General features: G+C 59.6%; 20 protein-coding genes and 1 pseudogene. 6 read left to right on the top strand and 15 right to left on the bottom strand.

All coding sequences use genetic code 11. The features are described 5' to 3' along the window. Positions 1-14: 14 nt before the first annotated feature. Entirely contained in the window at positions 15-2,405 is a 2,391-nt protein-coding gene (locus tag H9Q10_RS02190; protein ID WP_197902411.1) for a FepA family TonB-dependent siderophore receptor, read from the bottom strand. A gap of 454 nt (positions 2,406-2,859) precedes the next feature. On the opposite strand from H9Q10_RS02190, the gene H9Q10_RS02185 reads away from it, so the two are divergent. From H9Q10_RS02185 to H9Q10_RS02175, 3 genes are all read left to right on the top strand, one after another. Beyond that, complete coding sequence (locus H9Q10_RS02185; RefSeq protein WP_197902410.1) at positions 2,860-3,927, top strand: FecCD family ABC transporter permease; 1,068 nt, start codon at positions 2,860-2,862, stop codon at positions 3,925-3,927. A gap of 170 nt (positions 3,928-4,097) precedes the next feature. Next, a complete protein-coding gene (locus H9Q10_RS02180) occupies positions 4,098-4,883 on the top strand; it encodes an ABC transporter ATP-binding protein (RefSeq protein ID WP_197902409.1) in 786 nt (261 codons plus the stop codon). A gap of 221 nt (positions 4,884-5,104) precedes the next feature. After that, a complete protein-coding gene (locus tag H9Q10_RS02175; RefSeq protein ID WP_197902408.1) occupies positions 5,105-6,130 on the top strand; it encodes an ABC transporter substrate-binding protein in 1,026 nt (341 codons plus the stop codon). 138 nt (positions 6,131-6,268) lie between these two features. Here the strand turns inward: H9Q10_RS02175 and H9Q10_RS02170 are convergent, their stop codons facing one another. Continuing rightward, a complete protein-coding gene (locus H9Q10_RS02170) occupies positions 6,269-6,772 on the bottom strand; it encodes a MarR family winged helix-turn-helix transcriptional regulator (protein ID WP_197902407.1) in 504 nt (167 codons plus the stop codon). 164 nt (positions 6,773-6,936) lie between these two features. Between H9Q10_RS02170 and H9Q10_RS02165 the strand changes: the two genes are divergently transcribed. Then, positions 6,937-7,797 carry an EamA family transporter gene (locus tag H9Q10_RS02165; RefSeq protein ID WP_197902406.1) on the top strand — a complete coding sequence of 287 codons (861 nt, stop codon included), beginning with the start codon at positions 6,937-6,939 and terminating at the stop codon, positions 7,795-7,797. Between the two features lie 112 nt (positions 7,798-7,909). Here H9Q10_RS02165 and H9Q10_RS02160 read toward each other — a convergent pair whose 3' ends face one another. The 7 genes and pseudogenes from H9Q10_RS02160 to H9Q10_RS02130 all read right to left on the bottom strand — a co-directional run bounded on the left by H9Q10_RS02160 (position 7,910) and on the right by H9Q10_RS02130 (position 13,540). Then, positions 7,910-8,884 (bottom strand): carboxylesterase family protein, encoded by a 975-nt coding sequence (locus H9Q10_RS02160; RefSeq protein ID WP_197902405.1) that lies wholly within the window; start codon positions 8,882-8,884, stop codon positions 7,910-7,912. 27 nt (positions 8,885-8,911) lie between these two features. Next, entirely contained in the window at positions 8,912-9,361 is a 450-nt protein-coding gene (locus H9Q10_RS02155; protein ID WP_197902404.1) for a tetratricopeptide repeat protein, read from the bottom strand. A gap of 243 nt (positions 9,362-9,604) precedes the next feature. After that, positions 9,605-10,257: pseudogene (locus H9Q10_RS02150) on the bottom strand (IS1595 family transposase). 140 nt (positions 10,258-10,397) lie between these two features. Next, positions 10,398-11,090 carry an ATP-binding cassette domain-containing protein gene (locus H9Q10_RS02145; protein ID WP_197902403.1) on the bottom strand — a complete coding sequence of 231 codons (693 nt, stop codon included), beginning with the start codon at positions 11,088-11,090 and terminating at the stop codon, positions 10,398-10,400. Further along, positions 11,087-11,758: a molybdate ABC transporter permease subunit gene (gene modB, locus H9Q10_RS02140; protein ID WP_197902402.1), complete on the bottom strand. Its 672-nt coding sequence runs from the start codon at positions 11,756-11,758 to the stop codon at positions 11,087-11,089. The genes H9Q10_RS02145 and modB overlap by 4 nt, the downstream gene beginning before the upstream one ends. Before the next feature lie 265 nt (positions 11,759-12,023). Then, the gene (gene modA, locus H9Q10_RS02135; RefSeq protein ID WP_197902730.1) at positions 12,024-12,782 is read right to left on the bottom strand and encodes a molybdate ABC transporter substrate-binding protein; all 759 of its coding nucleotides are present in this window, start codon (positions 12,780-12,782) and stop codon (positions 12,024-12,026) included. A gap of 458 nt (positions 12,783-13,240) precedes the next feature. Beyond that, positions 13,241-13,540: a hypothetical protein gene (locus tag H9Q10_RS02130; RefSeq protein ID WP_197902401.1), complete on the bottom strand. Its 300-nt coding sequence runs from the start codon at positions 13,538-13,540 to the stop codon at positions 13,241-13,243. A 162-nt stretch (positions 13,541-13,702) separates the two neighbouring features. Here H9Q10_RS02130 and H9Q10_RS02125 point away from each other — a divergent pair, with 162 nt between their 5' ends. Next, a complete protein-coding gene (locus H9Q10_RS02125) occupies positions 13,703-14,449 on the top strand; it encodes a HesA/MoeB/ThiF family protein (RefSeq protein ID WP_197902400.1) in 747 nt (248 codons plus the stop codon). 128 nt (positions 14,450-14,577) lie between these two features. Here the strand turns inward: H9Q10_RS02125 and H9Q10_RS02120 are convergent, their stop codons facing one another. From H9Q10_RS02120 to H9Q10_RS02095, 6 genes are all read right to left on the bottom strand, one after another. Continuing rightward, positions 14,578-14,829: a hypothetical protein gene (locus H9Q10_RS02120; RefSeq protein WP_197902399.1), complete on the bottom strand. Its 252-nt coding sequence runs from the start codon at positions 14,827-14,829 to the stop codon at positions 14,578-14,580. 34 nt (positions 14,830-14,863) lie between these two features. Further along, entirely contained in the window at positions 14,864-15,673 is an 810-nt protein-coding gene (locus H9Q10_RS02115) for a methyltransferase domain-containing protein (protein WP_197902398.1), read from the bottom strand. 20 nt (positions 15,674-15,693) lie between these two features. Next, positions 15,694-16,743 carry an ABC transporter substrate-binding protein gene (locus tag H9Q10_RS02110; RefSeq protein ID WP_197902397.1) on the bottom strand — a complete coding sequence of 350 codons (1,050 nt, stop codon included), beginning with the start codon at positions 16,741-16,743 and terminating at the stop codon, positions 15,694-15,696. Continuing rightward, a complete protein-coding gene (locus tag H9Q10_RS02105) occupies positions 16,736-17,272 on the bottom strand; it encodes a DUF2478 domain-containing protein (protein WP_197902396.1) in 537 nt (178 codons plus the stop codon). Before H9Q10_RS02105 ends, H9Q10_RS02110 begins: the two co-directional genes overlap by 8 nt. 444 nt (positions 17,273-17,716) lie before the next feature. Next, complete coding sequence (locus H9Q10_RS02100) at positions 17,717-19,714, bottom strand: TonB-dependent receptor plug domain-containing protein (RefSeq protein WP_197902395.1); 1,998 nt, start codon at positions 19,712-19,714, stop codon at positions 17,717-17,719. A gap of 289 nt (positions 19,715-20,003) precedes the next feature. Continuing rightward, a complete protein-coding gene (locus H9Q10_RS02095; RefSeq protein WP_197902394.1) occupies positions 20,004-20,432 on the bottom strand; it encodes a TOBE domain-containing protein in 429 nt (142 codons plus the stop codon). 290 nt (positions 20,433-20,722) lie between these two features. Here H9Q10_RS02095 and H9Q10_RS02090 point away from each other — a divergent pair, with 290 nt between their 5' ends. Beyond that, positions 20,723-24,409, top strand: coding sequence for a nitrate reductase subunit alpha (locus tag H9Q10_RS02090; RefSeq protein WP_197902393.1), 3,687 nt, complete (start codon positions 20,723-20,725; stop codon positions 24,407-24,409). The last annotated feature ends 31 nt before the right edge of the window (positions 24,410-24,440 follow it).

Raw genomic sequence — 24,440 nt, 5'->3', positions numbered from 1 at the left:
GCGGTTTGCCGGTTTTAGAACGAGTAGCGCGCGTTGAAGAAGAAGCTGCGGCGGCGTTCGTTGTAGGTATTGGCGCGTCCGGCGGTGCGCAGGATGGTTTTGTCGAACAAGTTGTTCACGCCGGCGCGCAGGCTGATGCTGTCTTTCCAGTTGTAGCCGACGTTGAGCCCGAACACGCCGTAGCTGCCCATCTGGTATTCGGTCAGCTTGCTGCCGCCGTCTTCGTAATACACGTCGATGAAACGGGTAGGCTTGGAGCCGGTTTTCTGGCGGCCGTAGTAAGTGTAGGTGGCGTTCAGATCCCAGGCCGGGGTGATCTGCCAGTTGAGCGCGCTGTTGACGGTGTATTTCGGCACGATGGACACGGGGTTGCCGTAGAACTTCTCTTCGTTGCGGTGGAAATAAGTGAAGTTGGTGCTGAGGGTCAGCTTATCGCGGATCAGCGGCAGGGTGAGGTTGCCTTCCAGGCCTGAGAGCACAGCCTTGCCGCGGTTGCCCCACTGATACACGTTGGTGGCGGTGTAATTGCGCCAAATGTTTACGCCGCCGCGGTTATTGGTGGGACGCACGTCGCGGTTATAGCCACCGGCAGGGGCATCGATGGTGGTAACGAATTCGCCGTTGTCAACAATGCGGTTGCGGTAATCGTTGTGGAAATAGGCCAGCGAAGCCAGATAGCCGTCTTTGCTGAACTCGAAGCCGATTTCCTTGTTGATGCTGGTTTCGGGCTTGATGTCTTTGTTGCCGACGAAGTAGCAGGCGCGGCCCCAGTCGAAGCCGCCGGGGTTGCTGTTGTAGTAGGCGTTGCCTGCGGTCGTGCCGGGGCCGCCACTGGTGGCGCTGCTGTTTTGCGCATTGGGGTTGTCCCATCGGTTATGCTCGTCGATGGGGCAGCCGTGACTGGCATTGGTCAGCATGTAGTTGGGCTGGGTCTGGTACAGGTTGGGCGCTTTGAAGGCACGAGCCACGCCACCCTTAATCCGCCAGTTGTCGTTTAAGGCATGGGAGAAGTTGAACGAGGGCGAGAAAACCGAACCGAAGGCGGTGTTGTAGTCCCAACGCAGGCCGGGGATGAGGAAGGTACGGCCTTGGTTTAGCGAGATGTTGTCTTCGATATAGATGGCGAAGTCGTTCTGGCTGCCTTTGCCGCTGCGGCCGGTGCTGGCCAGCCACGGGATGTCGCCGTAGGTCTGCATGGTTTGCGACATGGAGGCGGAATCATCCAGCACGGAGCGGCCGCCTTCGGCGCCGACGGTGAGGGTATGGTTGGAAAGGGGCAGGTCGGCGCGGGTGCCGAAGCGGTAGTTTTTCAGCACGCTGTCGGAGAAGCCCGTGGTGCTGTTATAAGCGCCTTCGGTGCTGCCGAGCAGGCCTTCAGGCAAGCGGCTGTTTACGGTTTTGTCGAAGCTGATGTAGCTTTCCACATCGCCCCAATCCCAGCTGCCGCGGTGGGTGAGGGTATAGCTTTGGCGGTAGAGGCGGGCGGTTTCCGTGCCGATTAAGGGGAAGGCGATATTGCGTACGGCAGGGACGAGCACATTGCTGCTCTGTGTGTCGCCGTTGTAGATATTGCCTTGGCGGCTGTAGGTGGCATCGAAGGTGATGCGCTGGGTGGGGCTGATGTCCCATTGCAGGCGGCCTGCGATGTCGCGGTTGCGCACACCTTCGCGGCCGGCGCTCAGGGCAGTGCCGGTGTTCGCGCTGCTGTTGATGTCTAAATCGTCGGGACTGGTTTTGTTGATGTTGCCGTAGAGGCGGAAACCGAGTTTGTCCTGTACGATGGGGCCGGACACGATAAAGTTGGCGCGCCGCGTGGCACCTTGCTCGGTGCCGCTTTGCGGCTGTTCAATATAAGTGCCGACGCTGCCGTGGAATTCGCGGGTGATGGATTTGGTGCGGATGTTCACCACGCCGCCCATCGCACCCGAGCCGTAGCGGGCGGCAGCCGGACCGCGCAACACTTCGATTTTCTCGATCATTTCGGGCGGTACCCAGTTGGAATCGCCGCGCGTGTTACGCACGCCGCCGCGTCCGTAGCGTTCGGCGTTGCGCGAGCGCACGGGTTTGCCGTCAATCAAAATCAGTGTGTTTTCCGGCCCCATGGCGCGGATGTCGATTTGGCGTTTGTTGCCGCGTGCGCCGCCGGGCGAGTTGCTGCTGAGTGTCACGCCGGGCATTTTGCTGACGATTTCGGAGATGTCGTTGGTGACCGGCATGCGCTGCAAGTCCTGCGCGGTGATGACGGAAGAACCGAGCTGCTGTTTGGCTTGGGCTTCTGCGGTAACGTAGATGGTTTCCAGCTCGGTGCTGCCGGCGGGTTCGCTGGCGGCAGTGGTTTCCGCAGCGGCAAAGCCGGAGAGCAGCAAGGCGTTGAGCAGGGTGAGGCGGAATAATGCGGGGCGCATGATGAGGTGTGTCCTTGGTAGGGTTTAAACGGGTTTTAGGTGCGAGAACCAATTTCAGGTAGCCTGCTCGGCAATGCGACTTGAGGCTACCTGAAAAATGTTCGGCTTAATCCGGATTGAGGCGGGCTGAAATCATTGTTTTAGCCGGTTTATGCTTCTTCAGATTCCGGCCGGAATCCAGCGGGGCGCAATCATCTGTCTTTACCAAAATTAAAACTATTATGCGAAAGGATTAGTCCCACCGGTGGGCGCGGCTCGGCCGATGTGGAAAAGCCTTGCCGGATGCGGTTTGCGGCATGGCAAACTTTTCAGACGGCCTGCATTCCCCACCGGATGTCGGGTGGCTGCCGAGTGTGTTTGCCGCAACACAATTCCCCCGCCTACTCCTTTCGTACAATAAACCACCGCCTGCCCTGCGGCTAAAATGCAACGTTTTTGCCGAAACCCGAACACCATGCCCGCTCCCCGCCCCGCCCGTTTTTCCGGCTACCCGCTGCTGATGCTGGCACTGTCTGCCGTTTTGCTGCTGGCCGTGCTGTTTTCCCTGTCGTGGGGGCGTTACCCCGTGCCGGTGGACGCGGTGTGGCGTAGCCTGTTGCAGGGTGCGGCGCAGTGGGCGGCAGATTGGCATCTGCCGTTTGCAGGCAGCCTGACCCCCGCGCCGGTAGGCGAGGTGGAGGCCAACATCGTGTTGAACCTGCGCCTGCCGCGCATTTTGGCGGCCATGCTGGTGGGCGCGGCGCTGGCGGCTTCCGGCGCAGCCTATCAGGGCATCTTCCGCAACCCGCTGGTGTCGCCCGACCTGCTTGGCGTGTCTTCCGGCGCGTGCGTGGGCGCGGCATTGTCTATCCTGCTGGGTTGGAGCATTTGGGGCACGCAGGCGGCGGCCTTTGCAGGCGGCCTTTTGGCGGTGATGATGACGCTGGTGCTGCCCCGCCTGGTGGGGCGCGATTCGGCGGTGATTTTGGTTTTAGCGGGGATTGTGGTGTCGGGCTTTATGTCGGCCACGCTCGGGCTGATGAAATATCTGGCCGATCCGGAAACCGAGCTGGCGGAAATCGTGTATTGGCAGCTCGGCAGCCTGGCCAAATCGGAATACGGCAACCTGGCCGCGCTCGCGCCCGTCATGCTGCTGTCGGCGGCGGTGCTGGTGGCGATGCGCTGGCGCATCAACGTGCTGTCGCTGGGCGACCGCGAGGCGCGGCTGGTGGGGGCGGAAATCCGCCGCGAACGCACGGTGATGGTCGTCTGTGCCACGCTGCTGACCGCCTCGGCCGTGTGCCTGAGCGGCACCATCGGCTGGCTGGGGCTGGTCGTGCCGCACCTGGCGCGGCTCTCGGCGGGCGACAACAACCTGCGCACTCTGCCGCTCTCGATTCTGGCGGGCGCGCTGTTTTTGCTGTGCACCGACACGCTGGCGCGCAACCTGTACGAGCAGGAAATCCCGCTGGGCATCATCACCGGCTTTATCGGCGCGCCGTTTTTCGCCTGGGTGCTGGTGCGGCAGAAGGTGGCGGATTAGGATTGCAGGCCGCTTTTGCCCCGCAAAATCCACCTTGTTTGCTTCAACCGCACCGAGCCCCACGCCTCCGGCCAACCCTTTCCCAACCCAATGAAGGCTACCTGAAAAACCAAAACGCACCGCCCAACCACTGCCCTTTGGAAACCAATTTCAGGTAGCCACCGCCCATCATGCTGAACATCGAAAACCTGCACTACACCTACCGCGGCCGCCCCGTGCTCAACGGCATCAACCTGCATATTGAGCGCGGCGCACTGCTTACCCTGCTCGGCCGCAACGGCGCAGGCAAATCCACCCTGCTCAACTGCACCGCCGGCCTGCTTGCCCCGCAACAGGGGCGCGTGCTGCTGAGCGGGCGCGACGTGCAAACCATGCGCCCGCGCGAAATCGCCCGCGTGGCAGGTTATGTATCGCAGGCTGCGCCGCAAACCTACCGCTACACCGTGCTCGACTACGTCGTCCTCGGCCGCGCCGCCCGCATCGGCATGGCCGCCAAACCGCAGCCTGCCGACTACGAAGCCGCCATGCAGGCGTTGGAAACGCTCGGCATCGCCCGCTTGGCGCAACACATCTACATGGAAACCAGCGGCGGCGAAAAACAACTGGCCAACATCGCCAAAGTGCTGGTGCAGCAGCCCGAACTGATTTTGTTCGACGAGCCGACCTCCGCGCTGGATTACGGCAACGCCGTGCAGACTCTGCGGCTGGTGGCCGATTTGTCCGAACGCGGCTACACCATCGTCATGACCACCCACAACCCCGAACACCCGCTGCTGCTGCACGGCCGCCTGCCGCACAGCCAAACCGCCATCCTCGCCGCCGACGGCACGCTGCAAAGCGGCAACACCGCCGATATTTTAAGCAGCGAACGGCTGGAAGCCCTCTACGGTGTTGGCCTGCGCCTGCTCGACGTACCCAACTGGCCGCGTCGCGTCTGCGCCGTGGCAGAGTTGTAAAACGGCGCGCGAGGCCGTCTGAAAGCGCGGCTTCAATGCCAGTTAAAATGCAATCGCGCGGAGTAACAGCCGAGCCACACACCGAACAAGAGAAACCGAAGGGCTACCTGAAAAACAAGCCGCCTCGTGCAGGCTGTTTGCTCACTTTGTTGAAACCGCGCTTTCAGGTAGCCCATACCCGGCACAACGCCCCTATTTCAACCCAGCAACAAGGAAACTCCATGTCCCGTCAACGCCCCAAACTCATCGCCGCCGCCTTCGCCGGCCTGCTGCTCGCCCTCCAACCCGCCCACGCCCGCCCCGTGCGCGACATCAACAACCAAGTGGTCGAACTGCCGCAGCAGGTAAACCGCATCGCCGACCTGTGGCCCGCCAACAACCAAGTCGTGCTCATGCTCGGCGGCGCAGACAAACTGGTGGCCACCACCGAATCCGTCCGCAACCTGCCCTGGTTTGCCAAAGTTTATCCGCGCATCAAAAACGTGCCCGCCTTAAGCAACGGCCAAACCGTGCAGGCCGAAGCCCTCATCGGCGTGCGCCCCGACGCCGTGCTGCTCTCCCAGCCCGCCATGCAGGAACAAGTGCGCCGCGCCGGACTCAAACCCGTGCTGGTGCGTTTCCAAGACTATAACGGCCTCAAACAGACCGTCCGCATCACCGCCGAGGTCATCGGCGGCAACGCCCCGAAAATCGCCCGCCAATACAACGCCGAACTCGACGGCAATATCAGCCTCGTGCACCGCCGCCTCGCTAACCTGCCCGAAGCGCAGAAACCCACCGTGCTGCATCTTACCGGCGGCAGTAACCTGCGCCGCATCGACGGCGGCCGTTCCCTCATCGGCGAATGGATACGCACTGCCGGCGGCCGCCCCGCACTGCCCGAACAGGCCAACCTCACCGAAGTGTCGATGGAGGCCATCATCCGCGCCAACCCCGACATCATCATCATCGGCGGCCGTAATGCCGCGCAGTCCATCGCCCGTATCAGGCAAGACCCCGCCTGGCGCAGCATCAAAGCCGTGCAAAACAACCGCCTGCACGCCAACCCCATCGGCACCTTCGGCTGGGACCGCTACGGCACCGAAGCCGCCCTGCAAGTGCTGTGGGCGGCCAAGCTGCTGCACCCGCAGCGTTTCAACGACGTAGACATGACCGCCAAAACGCAGGACTTCTACCGCCGCTACTACCGCTACAACCTCAGCGCCGCCGAAGCGCAACGTATTTTGCAGGGCTTGGATCCGCAATAAGCCGTCTGTAACCTGCCGGCAAAACAAAAGGCTACCTGAAAACCTGACTTTGGTTTTCAGGTAGCCTTTGCGGCTTCAGGCAGCCAACTATTGCTAACAGGCTACCTGAAAAATCGGGCGAACGTTTGCCAACCCCTTTCACCCCTCCCCTTCCAAACCCCGCAACCACGCCGCCAGGCCTTCTTCCAACTGCCTTCTGGTTTCCGCGTCCAGCTTTTCCATCAGCCGCTTTTCGTTCTCCACATGCGGGAACACGGCCTGCTCAATCAAATCCCTGCCCTTGCCGGTCAGGCGCACCAGCAGGCTGCGTGCGTCGTCGGGATTGGGCAGGCGTTCGATCAGGCCTTGGTTTTCCATGTTTTTCAGGCGTGTGGTCATGGTGCCGGACGTTACCATCAGCGAGGAAAACAGCTCGGTGGGCGTGAGCGTATAGGGCGCACCGCTGCGACGCAGGGTGGCGAGCACGTCGAACGCACCTTCCGAAAGCCCGTATTCGCCGTAAACCTTGTCCAACTCGCGCGCGATTAAGGCGGCGGCGCGTTTCAGACGGCCGATTAAGAGCATATTTTCGGAGGCCAATTCGGGCAGTTCGTGCTGCCATTGGGCAACGGCGCGGGCTGGAGCGTCAGTGTATTCGGTCATAGAGTTTCCTTGGTTTGGACACCTTGGCTATTTTATCTTGACTTCAAGTTAACCGCCATTTATTATTTAGCTTGATTTCAAGATAAATAATTCGGTTGACGTTTCAGACGGCGTTTAAACTTCAAAAAGCCGTCTGAAACCGCCAAAACATCAGGAGAACCGCCATGCCGAACCGTACTGCCGCCATTCTTTTCACTGCGCTCGCCCCGCTGATTTGGGGCAGCACTTATCTTGTTACCACCGAATTTTTACCGCCCGACCGCCCGTTTACCGCTGCGCTGATACGCGTATTGCCTGCCGGGCTGCTGCTGTTGGCATGGACCAGGAAAATGCCCAAACGCGGGGAGTGGGCGACGGTTGTTCTGCTCGGTTTTTTGAATATCGGTTTTTTCCAAGCTATGTTGTTTGTGGCGGCATACCGGCTGCCGGGCGGTTTGGCGGCGGTCTTGAGTTCTACGCAGACGCTGATGGTGCTGGTGTTTACCTGGCTGATTGGCAAAACCATGCCGCCGAAAGCGGCTTGGGCTTGGTCGGCGGCTGGCGTGGCGGGGATTGCGCTTTTGGTGTTGTCGCCAAACGCGCGTTATGACACGGCGGGAATTGCGGCGGCACTGGCGGGCGCGGCGGCGATGGCGCTGGGCGTGTATTTGTCCAAACATCGCCAAACATCACTGCCCGTGCTGGCGTTTACCGGCTGGCAGCTTTTCATCGGCGGACTGTTTTTGCTGCCTGTCGCGCTATTGACCGAACCGCCACTTGAATCTTTAAGCACGGCCAATGTCGGCGGCTATCTGTATTTGTGCCTGTTTGGCGCGGTGTTGGCTTATGTACTGTGGTTTGACGGCATCGCGAAACTGCCGCCCGCTGCCGTTTCGTCGCTGGGACTACTTAGCCCGGTGTGCGCCTTTGTGTTGGGCTGGCTGTTTTTAGGGCAGGAGATGGATGCGGAGTCGCTGTGCGGCTTTGTGCTGGTGTTGCTGTCTATTTTCGGAGTACAGCGGGCGGTGGCGGGGAAGGCTACCTGAAAATGTAAGTCTCTAAGTAAAAAGAAGCTTCCGCAATCATGAGTGTTTCTGCACCGCTTAAACAGCAAACCCTTTTCAGGTAGCCTTCCCTTACCCTGCGGGCAGATGTTCTTTATCTGCCCCGCTGCTGCTTCATCAGCCAGTCGCGGGCAGGTTCGAGCAGGTAGGCGTAGTCGAACGAATACATATGTTCCGCGCCTTTGTGGGTGCTGCCTTCGGGAACAACGGTGTTCGGCGTGAAGCGGATAAAGTTGATGCGCCTGCCTTGGGCGAGCATTTTTTGCACTTGTGCGTCCTGCTGCGCCTGCGGCAGTTTGGCGGAAAACTCGGTTTCGGCGTAGGGCACGTTATCCCGTTGCAGCATTTCGCCGACTTCTGCCATGCCGCCCGAAGCCTTCTGGTCGCCGGCGGACACGGTGTAGATGAATTTCGCCTGTTCCAGCGGTTTCAACACGCTGATGTCCCACTGGCTGCCGACAAACATGGACGCGGCAAACAGTTCCGGTTCTATGCTGTTGAGATAAAAGGAAATCATGCCGCCCATAGACTGGCCGGTGGTGTACACGCGGTCTGCGTCTATCGGTTTTTCGGCCAACAGGCTGTGCACGAGTCGCAGCGTCATGCCGACTTCGTCCGTGGTCTGCCATTGGTCGTTCACCGCCGTTTCGGTGTAGGACGGCACCAGCACGAAGGCGGGGTGTTTCGCCTGCGCTTCGTCCGTTGCCCAGATAATGCCGCCGTAGCCCTGCATCAGCGGCGCGCGCACGCCTTTGCCGGCGGTGCTGGCATCGGCGATGAACATCACCAGTGGGTATTTGCGATTCGGTTCAAGATTTTTCGGCGTATAGAGGTTGTACTGCATGGTTTTGCCCGTCTGCGGGTCTTGGAAGGCCAGCACCTCAAAACGCGGGGCGATTCGGTCGCGCAGGGCGAGCAGGCGGTGGTCGTAGGATTTGTCCGCGCCGCCGTACTGCTTGTCCCAAGCGGGATTTTGCGTATTTTGGGCGGCGGGGCTGCCTGAAACGGGGTTGGGCGCGGTGCAGGCGGCCAAAAGCAGGGCGGCGGCCACGGCGGCGGTTTTTTTCATAAGATAACTCCTTAAAAATGAATTCGGTTAATTTGCTTTCACGCCCAAGCGGTTCAGCGCATCCATAGCAGGCTGCGAAACATGGTCGCCGCGTGCGGCGGATTTTTGATACCAGCGCACGGCTTGGGTCAGGTCTTTGGCCGTGCCGATGCCGTTTTCGTAGCAGTAGCCCAGCCAATACTGCCCCGTGATATCGCCCGCTTCGGCGGCTTGGGTGAAATAGGCAAACGCGGCCTGCGCGTCCTTTTCCACGCCCTCGCCGTTCAGAGACATCAGCCCCAGATAGCGCGGGGCTTTCATATGCCCCGCCTGCCGCGCCTGTTCAAAATAAGGGCGGGCGTTGGCGTAATCCTGTTTTTGATACAGGGCGATGCCTTCGTCCAACAGGGCTTTGGCCTGTACGTTGTGGGTAGGGACGGCTGTACAGGCAGTGAACACGAATATGGCGGCGGTAAGTGCCAGGGTTTTGGTTTGCATTGGTTTTCCTGATTGCTTTGCCGTTTGGCGGGAACGGCTATTTTAAGGGTGCCTGCAGACGGTGCAAAGACTCAGCGGGAAGGTTGACACTTTGAAAAACCAGATGAGTCCCGGGGCAGGCATTCTGTCAAAACTTCGTTTTAGCTCCGCAGAAACTCATCTCCCTTCGGGAACTCGTTTTCAGGTAGCCTGTGTTGGTGTTTGAGGCTACCTGAAAATATTAGGGGCTGTACTAGATTAGCCCTAAATTCCACACCAATCCCGCAGGATTTCAAGCTGCTGAGACGGTGTGCCGAAGTTAAACCGAAACTCGCATTCTTTCAAGAACAGTGGGAAAGATTTGCGGTCGATTCCGTTGTATGTGCGTAAGACGCGTTTTGCCTGATTCCAAAAGTTTTCGATGCCGTTGATGTGGTTCTGACGGTCTGCAAATTCCTTGGAATGGTTGATACGGTGATGGATAAAACCGCTCACGTCCAACTTGTCGTCACTGCTCAGGCTGTCGGTATAGACAATGCTGTCGGGCATGATTTTCTTTTAATGACAGGCATCAATGTTTCAGACCTGGCATTATTCACCACGACGGTATAGACCCGTCCTTGTCGTTTCAGGATACCGAATACCACCACCTTACCCGCTGCACCTCGTCCTCACCTACCTTTGCGATGACCACCGAAATAACTTTCGTCCAATTCGACCGGGCCGGCGAAAATTTCATTGGCCGCTAATGCCAAATGATGGCTGATGACCATACAGATTTTGCGGTAGAACAGGATGGCGGAATTGGGCTGTATGCCCAAAATATCGGCAGCGGAACGGGCGGTAACTTCGAGCACAAAAAAGCGAAGCAGTTTTTTCTGTACTTTTTTCTTTAATTTGCAGTGTGTTATCTTCATATCTTGAGAGTAACATAACTGCTAATCTAGTACAGCCCCAAATATTAAGCTTAACCATTCAAACGATACTCTTCGGAATAAGCGCAAAACAAGCAGCCTGAATTGTTCAGGCTGCTTGTTTTGCGGACGCACGGGTGGCACTACCCTTCGGCCACGCCGTGCGCCATTTTCCCCGCCGCCATGGTGGCCACTTCTTCAGCCAACACTTCGCTGTCCTGCGGGTCGTGGGTGATGAGCAGCATGGGAAGGTCGAGCTCCTGCTGCAGCTGCAGCAGCCATTGGCGCATCTGGCCGCGCAGGCCGATGTCGAGGGCGGCGAAAGGTTCGTCCAGCAGCAGCCAGCGCGGGTTGGCAATGCAGGCGCGGGCAAGGGCTGTGCGCTGGCGTTGGCCGCCGGAAATCTGGTAGGGATAGTGCGCGGCCACGCGGGTAAGCTGCATTTTGTCCAGCCAGAAGGCGACCAGCCGCTCCGCCTGTTTCTGCCCCGGCGTCGGCCAGCGGTGTTGCAGGCCGAAGGCGATGTTTTGCGCCACGGTGAGGTGCGGGAACAGGGCGTAATCCTGAAACACCAGCCCTACCTGCCGCTGCTGCGGCGGCAGCCACAGCTTGTGCGCGGTGTCGCCGTAGCAGGTGCCGCTAATCCGCACATGCCCGGCCTGCGGGCGCAGCAGGCCGGCCAAAAGCTGGAGGGTCAGGCTTTTGCCCGAACCTGATTCGCCCACGATGGCCAACCGTTTGGCACGGCTTTGGCAGCGGCAGTTTAAATCGAAGGTTTTGCCGCCGCCGGAAATCTGCAAGGCGAAGGCGAAATCGAACACAGGCGCTTGGCTCATACTTTGTCCCTCGCTTTGGCCAAGTGGCCGACGCTCCACAGAATCGACACGCACACCACGGAAATCAGAATCACCAGCTTGTTGGCCAACGCATCATCACCGGCCTGCACAGCTTCATACACGGCAATGGAAAGTGTTTGTGTTTGGTTCGGAATGCTGCCGGCAATCATCAGCGTGGCACCGAATTCACCCAAGGCGCGGGCAAAGGCCAAGAGCAGTCCGGCCAGGATGCCGCGCCAGGCCAGCGGCAGCGTTACCCGCAAAAACACCGCCCATTCGGGCAGCCCGAGCACCCGCGCCGCCTGCTCCAATTGCGGATTTACTTCTTCAAACGCCGCCCGCGCAGGTTTGCAAATCAGCGGGAAGGTAACCACCATCGCCGCCAGCACCGCGCCCTGCCAGGTAAAAATCAGGCTGAGGCCGAAATATTCCTGCAGCCATTTCCCCAGCGTGCCGTTGCGTCCGAACAGCACCAGAAGGTAGTAGCCCATCACGGTGGGCGGCATCACCATCGGCAGGGTTAGGATCACATCCAGCAGGTTGCGCCCGAAAAAGCGGTAACGCGCCAACAGCCAGCCGCAAAGCACGCCCAGCACCAGGTTCATCCCGCTGGCCCAAAACGATACTTTCAGCGACAACAGCAGCGCGGGCAATACGTCTTGCAACACGCAAACTCCTTAAATAATCAAAAGTACTTTTCCCAAACGGCAATCAGGCTACCTGAAAACGGAATGTTATTTTTCAGGTAGCCTTTTCCCGGGTCTGTTGGCCATGGCTTTTCCAAGCGGATTTTCGTTCCCAAAGCGGCAGATTCAAGGCGGAAACCGCAGCAAGGTTAAAAACACCTTGCAAGGATTTCCAACGCGGAAGATGCCATTTGGGGGCGAGAAGACGCGGAAACCAGCCACGGCCAACAGGCCCTAATCTTCCAACTTAACGTCTGGCCGGGTTAAAGCCGTATTTCTGCAAAATGCGGTTGCCTTCGCGCGACTGGATGAAATTGAGGTAGCGGGCTGCTTCGGCCGCATCCTTGCTGCTGGCGGTAACAGCAATGGCATAAGATACCGGCGTTTCCAGCGGCACTGCACGCACGATGCGAACCTGGTCGCGGATCAGCATGGCGTCGGTGCGGTATACAAACCCCGCATCCACTTCGCCGCGCGACACATAATCCAGCGCCTGGCGCACGTTCTGAGTGGAAATCACTTTGCCGCTCACCGCATTCCACAGGCCGGCTTTTTCCAGCGCGCCCTTGGTATAGCGGCCAGCCGGTACGCTGGCGGGATTGCCCACAGCGATACGCTGCACTTTGGCGTTGGTCAAATCCTGTAGGCGGGTGACGCGGAAAGCAGCATTTTTCGGCTGGATCAGCACCAAATCGTTCAGCGCGAAGGTGCGGCGGGTGGCCGGGGCAATAACCTTAGCCTCGGCGGCCTTATCCATGGTTTCCTGGTCGGCCGTGGCCAACACGTCCACCGGCGCACCCTGCACCAGCTGTTGCAACAGCACGCCGGAAGCGGCGGTATTCAAACGGATTTGCGTGTCGGGATGGGCTTTTTGATAGGCGGTGTTGATTTCCTGAAACGCTTCTTTCAGGCTGGCGGCGGCAGACACGGTGAGGTCTTTAGCCAGGGTGAGGGGAGCGGCGCAAAGCAGTGCGGCAGCTAAGGCAAGGCGGGGGAAACGGCGCATCATCATTCTCCTAATCGTCAGTGTGCGGACGGCAGCCTGCGGATTGAGGCTGCCTGAGATTCGGCGGATTCTAGCAAGCATCATCCGCGATGCAATAGTTATTCCGGCATACGCCGGAAGAAGTAGGCAGGCTACCTGAAAAATATCCCCGGTTTTTTCAGGTAGCCTTTTACCAACAAACCCTCTCCAAGCAACTAACGCTGCCTTCTGCCGCGACCTTCCCACAGCTGCAAAATCGACTGTTTCTGCGCGGGCGGGATGGCGGTGTCTTGCAGTAACACGGTTTCTTTGCCCTGCAAATCGCGGATGGTGATGCGGTATTGCTGGTGGGTGGTGCCGGATTGGTAGAGCCAGGGTGCCTGTTGCGGCGTCAGCTTGCGGGCGGCGGTTTGGCCGATCCAGTCGAAAGTACCGTCGCCGTTGTTGTAGAGGTAGGAGCGCGTGCCGTCGGCGTGGCGCTACCAGCCTTTGGTGGCGGTGGTAGGGCTGCGGCTGTCGTCAAACACCACGCCAAGCTCGCCGCCCCGTGTGCGCTCGATTCGCACCGAAGCCACACGCGGCGCGTTTTTCAGGCGGATGCCAAAGCCGTAACGGTAGCTCGAAGCGGCGGCACTCCGCCCCACCTCAGCCTGCACCCCGCCCGCCACTTCCATTTTGTAATCCGCCGTTTGCTGCCCACGCGGCATGCCGCCCCCGCTCGAGCACGCGCCCAGCAGGGCTGCGGCGGCCAAAGGCAATAAGTAGTTGGCTGCTTTCATTTAACCCTCCTCCTGTCGATAAGGAACTCCATTCTATAGCGAATTCGATTTAAATCAAGGCACGGCAACAAAACCGCAGGACAATTATGAATGCTACGGCACGTCGCGGCAGCGCATTCCACGCTATAATCCGCTCCCCCCAGCACCCCGACCCGCCCCGACATGAACAACCACCAATTGCTGCGCTACAGCCGCCACATCCTCCTCGACGAAATCGGCATCGAAGGCCAGCAAAAGCTGTTCGATGCAACCGTACTCGTGCTCGGCTGCGGCGGGTTGGGCAGCGCCGCCCTGCCCTATTTGGCCGCCGCCGGCGTGGGCCGCCTGCTGATTGCCGACCACGACCTCATCGACGACACCAATCTCCAGCGCCAAATCACCTACCGCGAAGCCGACATCGGTCGCCCCAAAACCGACACCATGGCAGACTACCTGAAACAGCTCAACCCCGCCTGCCAAATCGAAACCCATGGCAAATTGGGCGAAGCCGAGCTGCTGCGCCTGCTGCCCCAATGCCAAGCCGCCCTCGATTGCAGCGACAACTTCACCGCCCGCCAAGCCCTCAACGCCGCCGCCTGCGCCACCCGCACCCCGCTCGTATCCGGTGCCGCCACCCGCTTCGACGGCCAAATCGCCGTCTACCGCCCCGACCTGCCCGGCCAGCCCTGCTACGCCTGCCTGTTTGACGGCAGCGAAGCCAACGACGGCGCCTGCGCCCTGTTCGGCGTCTTCGCCCCGCTAGTGGGCATCATCGGCAGCACCCAAGCTGCCGACACGCTGAAAATCCTGCTCGGCCTGCCCACCGAACACGGCGTACTCCGCTGCTATAACGCGCTCTCCGGCCACTGGCAGCATTTCGCCATTCCGAAAAACCCGCAATGCCGCGTATGCGGCGGGGAGCAGGTATAAAGCCTTGCCCGCCGTGTCCGGTAAGGTAAACAGGCCGCAGGGATAGGCGCTTTATCCCTGCGGCTTGTTTTGGTTTGATTTGCTTGCGGCTGAAGTTTTCAGGTAGCCTCTTCTAACCGGCTGACGGCTTAGGCCGGGCTATGGAAAAACACATAAAGATGATAGCCCGTGGTAACGGCAATTAGCACCAGCCAAGCGCCGTAATACACCACCGCGCCCGCTTTCACTGCACGGATGCCACTAAAATGAGTGTCGATGTCGCCTTTGACCGTTTCAACCGGATAACTGCTCAATGCGCCATGCTCCTGATTGGCCGCCCAATGTTCCAGCGGGCGGAAGCCCTGTGCTTCATACAGCAGGTACACAAATTTTTTCTGCAAATCAAAATCCAAAGGTGGCACAAGACCTTTCCGCTCAATCCGTCCGCCAGCTGATCAATGCCCACTTCATAGCAAATTCGTCTTGTGCGAAGCGGTGGCCTTCGGCGTGGAAAAAGTCGGTCAGGCGGCGCAGGTCGGCGGGGGAGAGCGGGTGGTAGGCGGCGTGCATGCGGTGCAGGAAGTCATCTAAATCCGTGCAGTCGGCCAGGCGGCCGGGGGTGGTGATGAATGAAACCTCGGCATCGTAGCCCATCTGGTACAGGATATTGACGGCGTAGATGTAGTCGGGATAGGGCGCGCGGCTGCGGCCGAGCAGTGCGCTGACGGGTGAGTAGTCGAAGCGGCCGCCAACCAGCATGGAGAAATAGACGGCGCGGAGGGCGTGGGCGGAGAGTTTGGCGAACAGGGCGGCCAGGTCGCCGTCCAGCCCGCTGCGGGAGGCGATGACGCTGTCGCACACGGGGACGCGGCCGCGCCAGTCGTCTTCTTTGCTCAGCAGCAGCGGGGTGATGTTGCGGCAGCCTGCGGCTTCGGCGTTTTCCCGCAGGCATTGCAGCATGGCGGGGCTGTAATCCAGCCCGTACAGGCGGCGCACCTGCGGGGCGAGGCGCAGGGCGAGGATGCCGGGGCCGCAGCCGACATCGAGCACGGTGTCTTCGGGGCGGATGTCCATCCGGCTCAGGAAGGTGTCGGCATAGGCACTGGGCCGGCGGACTTTGGCGTTGAAACCGGCGGCTTTACCGTCCCATTCGGCGGCAGGTTTTTCGCAAAAACCGAGTTCGGCCATGCGGGCGCGGTAGGCGGCGGCGAAGTCGGCGGGCAGGGTGCGTGTGGTGTTCGGCATGATAAAGGCTACCTGAATATTCACACCAGCCCGAGCATCCGCTGCTGTGCGGCGGTGGGGTGGTGGTGGTATAGGGCTTCGAGCAGGGGCAGGATGCGGTCGCGGTGGCGGCTGACGGGCTGGCCGGACAGCACGGCGGCGAGGGCGTAGATACCGGGTAGGCGGTTGATGCCGGGCGGGCCGTCTATCCAGCCGTAGGGCAGACGCGGCAGCAGGCCGATGCGGCCTTCGCGCACGGCGTTCACTTTTTGCCACAAGGGGTTGCGTGCGGCTTCGGCGGCAAAATCGGCATCTTGGGTCAGCACCCAGTCGGGCTGCCACAGCAGGATTTGTTCCAGCGAAACCTGCGCCAGCCCACCGCCTTCCAGCGCGTCGCCCACGCTCTGCGCGCCCAGCATGGCGGCCACTTCGGTGTGGATGGAATCGCGCCGCCCCGTTTCCAGCCCATCTCGACCGCGCGCCAGATAAACGCTGACGGGGGCAGCACGGGCGGCGGCTTCCCGCGCAGCAAACAACAAAGCCTGTTCGGCCAGCGTGGCCAGGTTTTCGGTGTGTGACGAAGCGAGCAGTCCGCCCAATTGGCGGATTTGTTCGACCGACTGCGCCAGCCTGCCTTCCAGCAGCAGATAGGGCACGCCCAGCTGTTTGGCGGTTTGTTCGGCGGTAGACACGGTGGAATCGTTCACCACGCCAACATCTACAACCGCATCGATTTTCTCCGCCAGCAGCCTTTCCACGGATGCGGGTGTGCCACGCCCGTTGATGCCGCCGAGCACGGGCAGGCTGCGTGCGTTTTCGCCCAGCATTTCCAGCGTTTGCGGCCGTTTCTGCGTTGTCCAGCCCACCAGCCGTTCGGGGGCGAGCGCGTAAAGCAGCACTTCGGCGGGCGGGCCGGCGGCATACAGGCGTTGGAAGGCGCGGGTTTCGGACGACCCGAAGCGGTGCAGCAGTCCGGCAGCGGGCGTGGCGGAAGCGGAGGCTTCGGATGGGTGGTTTTCGCTAGGGCGGCAACCGGCCAGCAGCAGGCTGCCCGCTATCATGTTGCGCAGGAAGGTGCGGCGGCTAATCATGGCCGTCCCCGATGGCGGCAAGGGCATTGCGCGCCCATGCGATCACGGCGGCGGAATCAGCAGGCAGTTCCGCACCTTCGCCGCCGCAGAAGTCGCGCCATTCGGGCAGGTATTTGGTATGCACGGTAGTGAGCACGGGGATGCCCGCTGCTGCTGCTGCCAGGTATTCGGCCAGCAGGCCGCGGTTTTCGATTTCGGCGTGGCCGAATTTGTTGATGAAGACCAAATCGGCACGCGCTTGGACGGCTTCGCGCACCGCCGCGCCCGCTTCGGCCAGTTTGCCGCCGTCGAGTTTGCAGCCGGACGAGCCGCTGCCCAGGTTTTGGAAGATGGGGAATTCCGCGCCGTCGGCCAGGGAAACCAGGCGGGAATTGAGGTGGCGGCCTTGGCCGTCCAGCGGGTTGAGCAGGCCGCCGATGCGGAAACCTTGGCGGCGCAATCCGGCGGCGGCCTGCCACAGTGCGGCAGCTGCGGCGTCGGCTTGGGCGTCGTTTTGGAAAATAACGGCGGCAGTGGAAAAGTCAGTCATGGTCGGAATCGGGACGGGTTGGGGTTCGGTTGCCGGAATGGCACGGTATGATGTTTGGGCTGCGTTGGGGCTTGCTTTTTCAGGTAGCCTTTGAGGCTGGTAGGCTACCTGGAAACGGGTCTTATACGAAGTTCCGCTTATACCCGCCGTCGCGGTCTTTCAGCGGGGGATGCCGCGCATTGTGCCGTTGTGTGGCGGTGCTGTCTATCTTCTGCGTGCGGGTTGCGTGGTGCGGTGGGCTACCTGAAAGCTGGGCCGGTGGCCGGGTAGGATTCCAATGCAGACCGCAAGCCCAAGCCTTGTTTGAAACTTCGCTAAAGCCGTGCTTTCAGGTAGCCTAAATCATCGGACTACCTGAAAGCACGGCTTCAACTAAAGTGGCAATATAGCTTGCCTGCAAACACAGCGAAACGGGGTTTCTGCGAGGCTGGTACCGTGTACCGCTTAAAACGCGTAGCGCAGGTTGGTGAACCAGGTGCGGCCGGGCATGGGGTAGCCGTCTGAAAGTTCGTAATAACGGTTGCCCAGGTTTTCCACGCCTGCTTCCCAGGTCAGTCCTTCGCGGATGCGCCAAGCGGCTTTGGCGTTGTATACCGCGTAGCCGCCAAGGGTGCGCGTGCCGTTGCCGTAGGACGATTTGCGGCCGGTTTCAGCCAATACGGAAGCGTTCAGGCTCACGCGTTCGATGGGGCGGTATTCGGCATAAGCAGACAGCTTGTGGCGCGGCGTGTTTAGCAGCGGGGTGTCGGTGTCGCCCAAATCTTTGCGGTGCAGGTAGCCGTAGGTCGCGCCCAGCGTCCATTGGCTGCCGATGTTCTGACGCAGGCCGAGTTCGAAGCCCGCGTGACGGGTACGGCCGATGTTTTGGGTTTGCTGGCAGTAGCCCGGCACCGGAGAGCGGCGGCAGGTGCGGCCGGTGGGGTCGGGGACGTAGGCGTTTTGGATTTCGTTGCGCAGGCGGCTGTAGAACACGGCGGCTTCGGCTTCCGCACCCTGCCACGGTTTACCACGCCAGCCGAGCTCAACGTGATTGGCGCGTTCGGATTCCAAATCGGGGTTGGGGATAGCGCGCCCCAGGCGGTAGGAATAGCGGTCTTTCAGGCTGGGGAACCGTGATTTGCTCGACAACGTGCCGTAGAAGGTGTGGTTATCGTTCGGGCGGTAGCTCAGTTCCAACAGGCCGTTTACCGATGAGGTTTTACCGCTGTTAAACGAAGCAGGTAGCTCTTTGGTGGCCAAGCGTTCGTAATCCAAGCCGCTGCGCAAACGCCAGCTCGGGGTAAAGTCGATTTGGTGTTCGGCGGCGATTTGGTGGGCGGCATCGCGGAAGACCTGGTTGTCGCTCAACTCGTGGTGGCGGTCGGCCTTGTATTGATAGCCGATTTGCAGCAACTGGTTTTGCCATGCGGCGGTGGAGAAGTTGATGCTCAAACCCTGCGCCCTGTCTTTATAAGCGCTGATTTCGCCATCGGGGATGCTGTATGCCGCGTCGCGGTACATTTGCAGGCCGTTTTTATAGGTGTCATGGTAGGCGCGGATTTTTAGGCGGTTGGCTTCGCCGAGGCCGATGTTGCTCAGAAAATAGAAGCTGTCTTTGTCCCAATACGGCCAGCGCCAGTAGCGGGCGTTTTGGTTGGCGGTGCCGACATAGGCGGGCTGCTGCTTTTCGCTGCGGATGCCGCTGTAACCGATGGCGTATTCGTCGGTTAGATTGGGGGTAAAGCCGAGTTTGAGTGAGTAGTGACGGTCAGTGCGTGCGGCGTTTTCGCGGTAGGAACCGGTATCGGTGGGTTGCCTTTTCGGGTCGCGGAAGTGATGCGGCAGATGGAAACGGTCGGAATCCAAATAGGCGAAACCGCCCTGTATGTAGAAGCGGCCGGTATTGGAGCCGAAATTGGCCGAAAGGTTGTGGCCGACGGTATCGTCAAAACCGATATTGATGTCGCCTTCAAACGGTTTGGACGGTTTGCGCGTAACCAGGTTGATGGCGCCGCCCATGGTGTTCGGGCCATACATCAGCGACGCGCCGCTCTTGGCCACGCGGATTTCCGACAGGCCGGGCGTGAGGAAGCGGGCAAAATCCACATAACCGTCATAAGGAACGTATTGCGGGATGCCGTCGAGAAACAGCGGCACTTGGCGGGCATCGAAACCGCGCACACGCAGACCGGTTTCGTTGCGCGCGCCGGAAAAATCGATATTGACACCGGCCTGGGTTTCCAGTGCCTGGGCGATGTTCTGGCTATTGGTGCGGCGGATGTCTTCGGCGCTAACAGTGTGCTCGCCCGCGTCGGTGCTGCGGGTGCGCTTGCCGATGACGGTAATCTGACCGAGTTCGAAGGCGGATTCTTCGGCTTGGCCGGAGGTATCGGCAAAAGCCTGTGGGGTGGCAACGGCCAAGAGGCCGAGCAAGATGGCGTTGCAGGGGAAACGGGGAAACATAATGGTTTACGTGTGATTTAGTTAAGACTTTGTAAATCTACCCTGCCCGGTAAGTATCTGCCATCAGCCGAAAGGATTAGGCAAAACAGTAGTTAGAAAACAGGTGGCAAACATCCCCCCAACATGGAAAGGCTACCTGAAAACTGCATCTTCATGCAGCAAAGGCAGGGTTTCTGCGAAACAACCCCTTCATTTTGTTTTCAGGTAGCCTTCCGGCCACAGGCGGCCATAAAGCAATCGGGCAAGCCCGGATGCAGGGCTTACCCGATTGTTTGGTTTACGCGACAGGTTACGCCACCACGCCGAGAATCACGCTGCCGGCCTTAAATACGGCGGTTACGCTCTGCCCGGGGTGCAGGTCCAGCGTTTCGGTACTCTGCATGGTGATGCCGGCAGTGAGGACCAAACCGCCGCCGATGTCGATACTGACGATGGAATTAACCGCACCGCGCTCCACATTAATAATGTGTCCATTCAATTGGTTGCGCGCAGAAAGCTTCATCGGGTGCAGATCGGTGGCCACGATAATATTGCCTGCCTTAATCAGCGCGGTGGCCATACCGCCTTCCGCCAAGCCGAGCTCGCGGCAGCTCTCTTCGGTAACGGTGGCGACAAGGTTGGCGCCATTGGCCAGTTGCAGCGTGATTTCGCTGGTGACCGGGCCGTGTTTGATGGCTTTGATTTTGCCGGAAAATTGGTTGCGTGCGCTGGTTTTCATGATGTGGGTATCCTGTCAGTCATACTAAAAACGGGCACATCTTAACCGTTTGCCCGCCGTTTGAATATCCCTATTCGGCCTAACTATGCCGCAGCGGCAGAAAGTACTACTCCTTTCGGATTAGTCCACCCTAGCCTAATGAATGGATTTTAAACCTGTTGGAAGCATATTTTTTACCCTGCGCCTCCTCTATACTCCAAACACTTATAACCGGTTTTGAGACAAGCTTTGCACGGCACTGCCGCTGCACGGCATTTCTCGGCAAAGCCTAATAACGACAGGGATAGAACATGAGCCATTTCCTAGACCGCCTCACCTTCTTCAAACAAAAACGTGAGCCGTTTGCCAACGGCCACGGCATCCTGGTTAACGATGACCGTAAGTGGGAAGATGCCTACCGCAGCCGCTGGGCACACGACAAAGTTGCCCGCTCTACCCACGGCGTGAACTGTACCGGTTCGTGCTCGTGGAAAATTTATGTGAAAAACGGCATCATCACTTGGGAAACCCAACAAACCGACTACCCGCGCACCCGCCCCGACCTGCCAAACCACGAACCACGCGGCTGCCCGCGCGGCGCCTCCTTCAGCTGGTATGTGTATTCCGCCCAGCGCATCAAATATCCGATGATGCGCGGCGCGCTGGCCGAGTTGTGGCGCGAGGCACGCCAAACCAAAGACCCAATTGAAGCCTGGAAGTGGATTGTGGAAGACCCCGAACGTTCCAAATCCTACAAATCCCAGCGCGGCTTGGGCGGCTTCGTACGCTCCAACTGGGATGAAGCCTATGAAATGGTGGCGGCAGCCAACTGCTACACCATCAAAAAATACGGCCCCGACCGCATCATCGGTTTCTCACCGATTCCTGCTATGTCGATGATCAGTTATGCCTCCGGCGCACGCTATCTCGGCCTGATCGGCGGTGTGCCGCTCTCTTTCTACGACTGGTATTGCGACCTGCCGCCCGCTTCGCCGCAAACTTGGGGTGAACAGACCGACGTGGCCGAATCCGCCGACTGGTACAACTCCAACTACCTCTTGGTGTGGGGTTCCAATATCCCGATGACCCGCACGCCTGATGCCCACTTCTACACCGAAGTGCGCTACAAAGGTACCAAAACCGTGGCCGTGTCGTCCGACTTCGGCGAAATGGCCAAATTCAGCGACATCTGGCTGGCACCGCGCCAAGGCACGGATGCCGCGCTGGCAATGGCGATGGGCCATGTCATCCTCAAAGAATTCCATATCGACAAGCCTTCCGACTATTTCCAAGACTACTGCCGCCGCCTCACCGACATGCCGGTGCTGGTGTGCCTGAAACAAGACGGTGAAGGCTACCGTCCCGAATACACCCTGCGCGCCTCGCAGTTGGACGGTAATTTCGGCGAAGAGAAAAACCCCGACTGGAAAGTACTGGCCTGGAACGAAAAAACCGACAGCCTGATGCTGCCCAACGGCTCCATCGGCTTCCGCTGGGACGGCAGCGGCAAATGGAATTTGGAAACCAAGGCGCAGGACGACCAAGACGTTCAGGCAGCCTTGTCGCTGAAAGAGCGTGCCGACGAAGTGGTACGCGTCGGATTTGACTATTTCGGCGGCGAGTTCGACGAAGAGAAAACCTTGCGCAAAGTGCCGGCCAAACGCATCACCTTGGCCGACGGCAGCACGCAACTGGTGGCCACCGTGTTCGACTTGTTAGTGGCACAATACGGCGTGGACAACGGCCTGGGCGACGAAAACGTGGCCAGAGATTATTTCGACGACAAACCCTACACGCCGAAATGGCAGGAAAAACATACCGGCGTCGCGCCCGAGCGCGTGATTCAGGTAGCCCGCGAGTTCGCCCAAAACGCGCACGACACCAAAGGCCGTTCGATGATTATCGTCGGTGCCGGCCTGAACCACTGGTATTACCTGGACATGAACTACCGCGGCTTGATCAACATGCTGATGATGTGCGGCACCATCGGTAAGTCCGGCGGCGGCTGGTGCCACTATGTTGGGCAGGAAAAACTGCGCCCGCAATCCGGCTGGGCACCGCTCACCTTCGCGCTGGATTGGCACCGCCCCGCGCGCCAAATGGCCGGCACCTCCTTCTTCTACGGCCACACCGGCCAATACCGCCACGAAACCGTGTCCGCCGACGAGCTGCTCACCTCAGATGCCGGCGACGACATGCGCCGCCTGACCATGATCGACTACAACGCCAAAGCCGCCCGCATGGGCTGGACACCGAGCGCGCCGCAATTGGAAACCAACCCGCTGGACGTAACCGACGCGGCGGAAAAAGCCGGCATGAATCCGGTGGATTACGTGGTGAAAGGCCTGAAGGAAGGCACGTTGGGCATGTCCTGCGACGATCCGGAAAATCCGAAAAACTGGCCGCGCAACATGTTTATCTGGCGCTCCAATATTTTGGGTTCGTCCGGCAAAGGCCACGAATACTTCTTGAAATACCTGCTCGGCACGCAACACGGCCTGCTGAGCGATGAAGACGACTGCCTGAAACCGACTGAGGTCAAACAACGGGAAGGGGTGGAAGGCAAGCTGGACCTGTTCGCCCTGCTGGATTTCCGCATGAACACCACCTGCCTGTACGGCGATGTGATTTTCCCCACTGCCACCTGGTATGAAAAATATGATCTGAACACCTCCGACATGCACCCCTTCATCCACCCGTTTACCGAAGCGGTGCAGCCCCTGTGGCAGAGTCGTTCCGACTGGGAAATCTATAAAGGCCTGGCGAAAAAATTCAGCGAACTGGCCAAGGATTACCTCGGCGTGCGCAAAGACATCGTGCTCACCCCGCTGATGCACGACAGCCCGCAGGAGCTCGGCCAGCCCTTCGACCCGAAAGACTGGAAGCTGGGCGAATGTGAGCCGATACCGGGCAAAACCATGCCCGCCATGACGGTGGTAGAACGCGACTACGGCGCGGTATACGAAAAATTCACCTCCATCGGCCCTTTGTTGGAAAAAGTAAACAACAACGGCAAGGGCATGGCGTGGGACACCAAGCACGAAGTGGATTTCCTGCGCAAACTCAACGGCGTGCGCAGCGAAGGCGCCGGCAAAGGCCAGCCCAAGCTGGAAACCGCCATCGATGCCGCCGAGATGATTCTCACGCTGGCACCGGAAACCAACGGCCACGTTTCCAAAAAAGCCTGGCAGGCTTTGAGCAAAAACACCGGCCGCGACCACACGCACCTGATCAACGCCAGCGAGCACACGCAAATCCGCTTCCGCGACATCGTCGCCCAGCCGCGCAAAATCGTTACCTCGCCGATTTGGTCGGGCGTGGAAAGCGAAGAAGTGTGCTACACCGCCGGCTACACCAATGTGCACGAGCTGATCCCGTGGCGCACGCTCACCGGCCGCCAGCAGTTCTACCAAGACCACAAATGGATGCGCGATTTCGGCGCAGGCTTCTGCGTGTACCGCCCGGCGGTGGACACCAAAACCACCAAACAGCTCCTGGGCAAAATGCCCAACGGCAATCCGGAAATCACGCTCAACTTCCTCACGCCGCACCAAAAATGGGGCATCCACAGCACCTATTCTGAAAACCTGCGCATGCTCACGCTCGGCCGCGGCGGCCCGCACGTGTGGATTTCCGAAATCGATGCCAAGAAAGCCGGCCTGGTGGATAACGACTGGGTGGAAGTGTTCAACACCAACGGCACGATTGCCTGCCGCGTGATTGTGAGCCAACGCATTCCCGAAACCATGATCGTGATGCCGCACGCCCAGGAAAAACTGGTGCACACCCCCGCAGCGGAAACCACCAAGAAACGCGGCGGCATCCACAATTCGGTAACCAAAGCGGTGCTGAACCCAACCCACATGATCGGCGGTTACGCCCAGCTGGCCTACAGCTTCAACTACTACGGCACGGTCGGCTCCAACCGCGACGAATGGGTGATCGTACGCAAGATGAAGGACATCGACTGGATGGACGAACCCGCCGAACAGGCATAACCGTTTTCAGGTAGCCTCCTGCAACAAAAGG

Source organism: Eikenella glucosivorans, assembly GCF_016025525.2.
In the GTDB taxonomy this organism is placed as follows: domain Bacteria; phylum Pseudomonadota; class Gammaproteobacteria; order Burkholderiales; family Neisseriaceae; genus Eikenella; species Eikenella glucosivorans.
This window is presented reverse-complemented; position numbering and strand designations above follow the sequence as displayed.

What these genes read in the sequence shown, in the direction of transcription:
- H9Q10_RS02155 (WP_197902404.1), bottom strand. Translation starts at nt 9,361, where the DNA reads ATGCAAACCAAAACCCTGGCACTTACCGCCGCCATATTCGTGTTCACT.
- H9Q10_RS02125 (WP_197902400.1), top strand. Translation starts at nt 13,703, where the DNA reads ATGAACAACCACCAATTGCTGCGCTACAGCCGCCACATCCTCCTCGAC.
- H9Q10_RS02145 (WP_197902403.1), bottom strand. Translation starts at nt 11,090, where the DNA reads ATGAGCCAAGCGCCTGTGTTCGATTTCGCCTTCGCCTTGCAGATTTCC.
- H9Q10_RS02185 (WP_197902410.1), top strand. Translation starts at nt 2,860, where the DNA reads ATGCCCGCTCCCCGCCCCGCCCGTTTTTCCGGCTACCCGCTGCTGATG.
- H9Q10_RS02160 (WP_197902405.1), bottom strand. Translation starts at nt 8,884, where the DNA reads ATGAAAAAAACCGCCGCCGTGGCCGCCGCCCTGCTTTTGGCCGCCTGC.
- H9Q10_RS02095 (WP_197902394.1), bottom strand. Translation starts at nt 20,432, where the DNA reads ATGAAAACCAGCGCACGCAACCAATTTTCCGGCAAAATCAAAGCCATC.
- H9Q10_RS02115 (WP_197902398.1), bottom strand. Translation starts at nt 15,673, where the DNA reads ATGCCGAACACCACACGCACCCTGCCCGCCGACTTCGCCGCCGCCTAC.
- H9Q10_RS02105 (WP_197902396.1), bottom strand. Translation starts at nt 17,272, where the DNA reads ATGACTGACTTTTCCACTGCCGCCGTTATTTTCCAAAACGACGCCCAA.
- H9Q10_RS02180 (WP_197902409.1), top strand. Translation starts at nt 4,098, where the DNA reads ATGCTGAACATCGAAAACCTGCACTACACCTACCGCGGCCGCCCCGTG.
- modA (WP_197902730.1), bottom strand. Translation starts at nt 12,782, where the DNA reads ATGCGCCGTTTCCCCCGCCTTGCCTTAGCTGCCGCACTGCTTTGCGCC.
- H9Q10_RS02170 (WP_197902407.1), bottom strand. Translation starts at nt 6,772, where the DNA reads ATGACCGAATACACTGACGCTCCAGCCCGCGCCGTTGCCCAATGGCAG.
- H9Q10_RS02110 (WP_197902397.1), bottom strand. Translation starts at nt 16,743, where the DNA reads ATGATTAGCCGCCGCACCTTCCTGCGCAACATGATAGCGGGCAGCCTG.
- H9Q10_RS02175 (WP_197902408.1), top strand. Translation starts at nt 5,105, where the DNA reads ATGTCCCGTCAACGCCCCAAACTCATCGCCGCCGCCTTCGCCGGCCTG.
- H9Q10_RS02090 (WP_197902393.1), top strand. Translation starts at nt 20,723, where the DNA reads ATGAGCCATTTCCTAGACCGCCTCACCTTCTTCAAACAAAAACGTGAG.
- H9Q10_RS02130 (WP_197902401.1), bottom strand. Translation starts at nt 13,540, where the DNA reads ATGAAAGCAGCCAACTACTTATTGCCTTTGGCCGCCGCAGCCCTGCTG.
- H9Q10_RS02165 (WP_197902406.1), top strand. Translation starts at nt 6,937, where the DNA reads ATGCCGAACCGTACTGCCGCCATTCTTTTCACTGCGCTCGCCCCGCTG.
- H9Q10_RS02100 (WP_197902395.1), bottom strand. Translation starts at nt 19,714, where the DNA reads ATGTTTCCCCGTTTCCCCTGCAACGCCATCTTGCTCGGCCTCTTGGCC.
- H9Q10_RS02190 (WP_197902411.1), bottom strand. Translation starts at nt 2,405, where the DNA reads ATGCGCCCCGCATTATTCCGCCTCACCCTGCTCAACGCCTTGCTGCTC.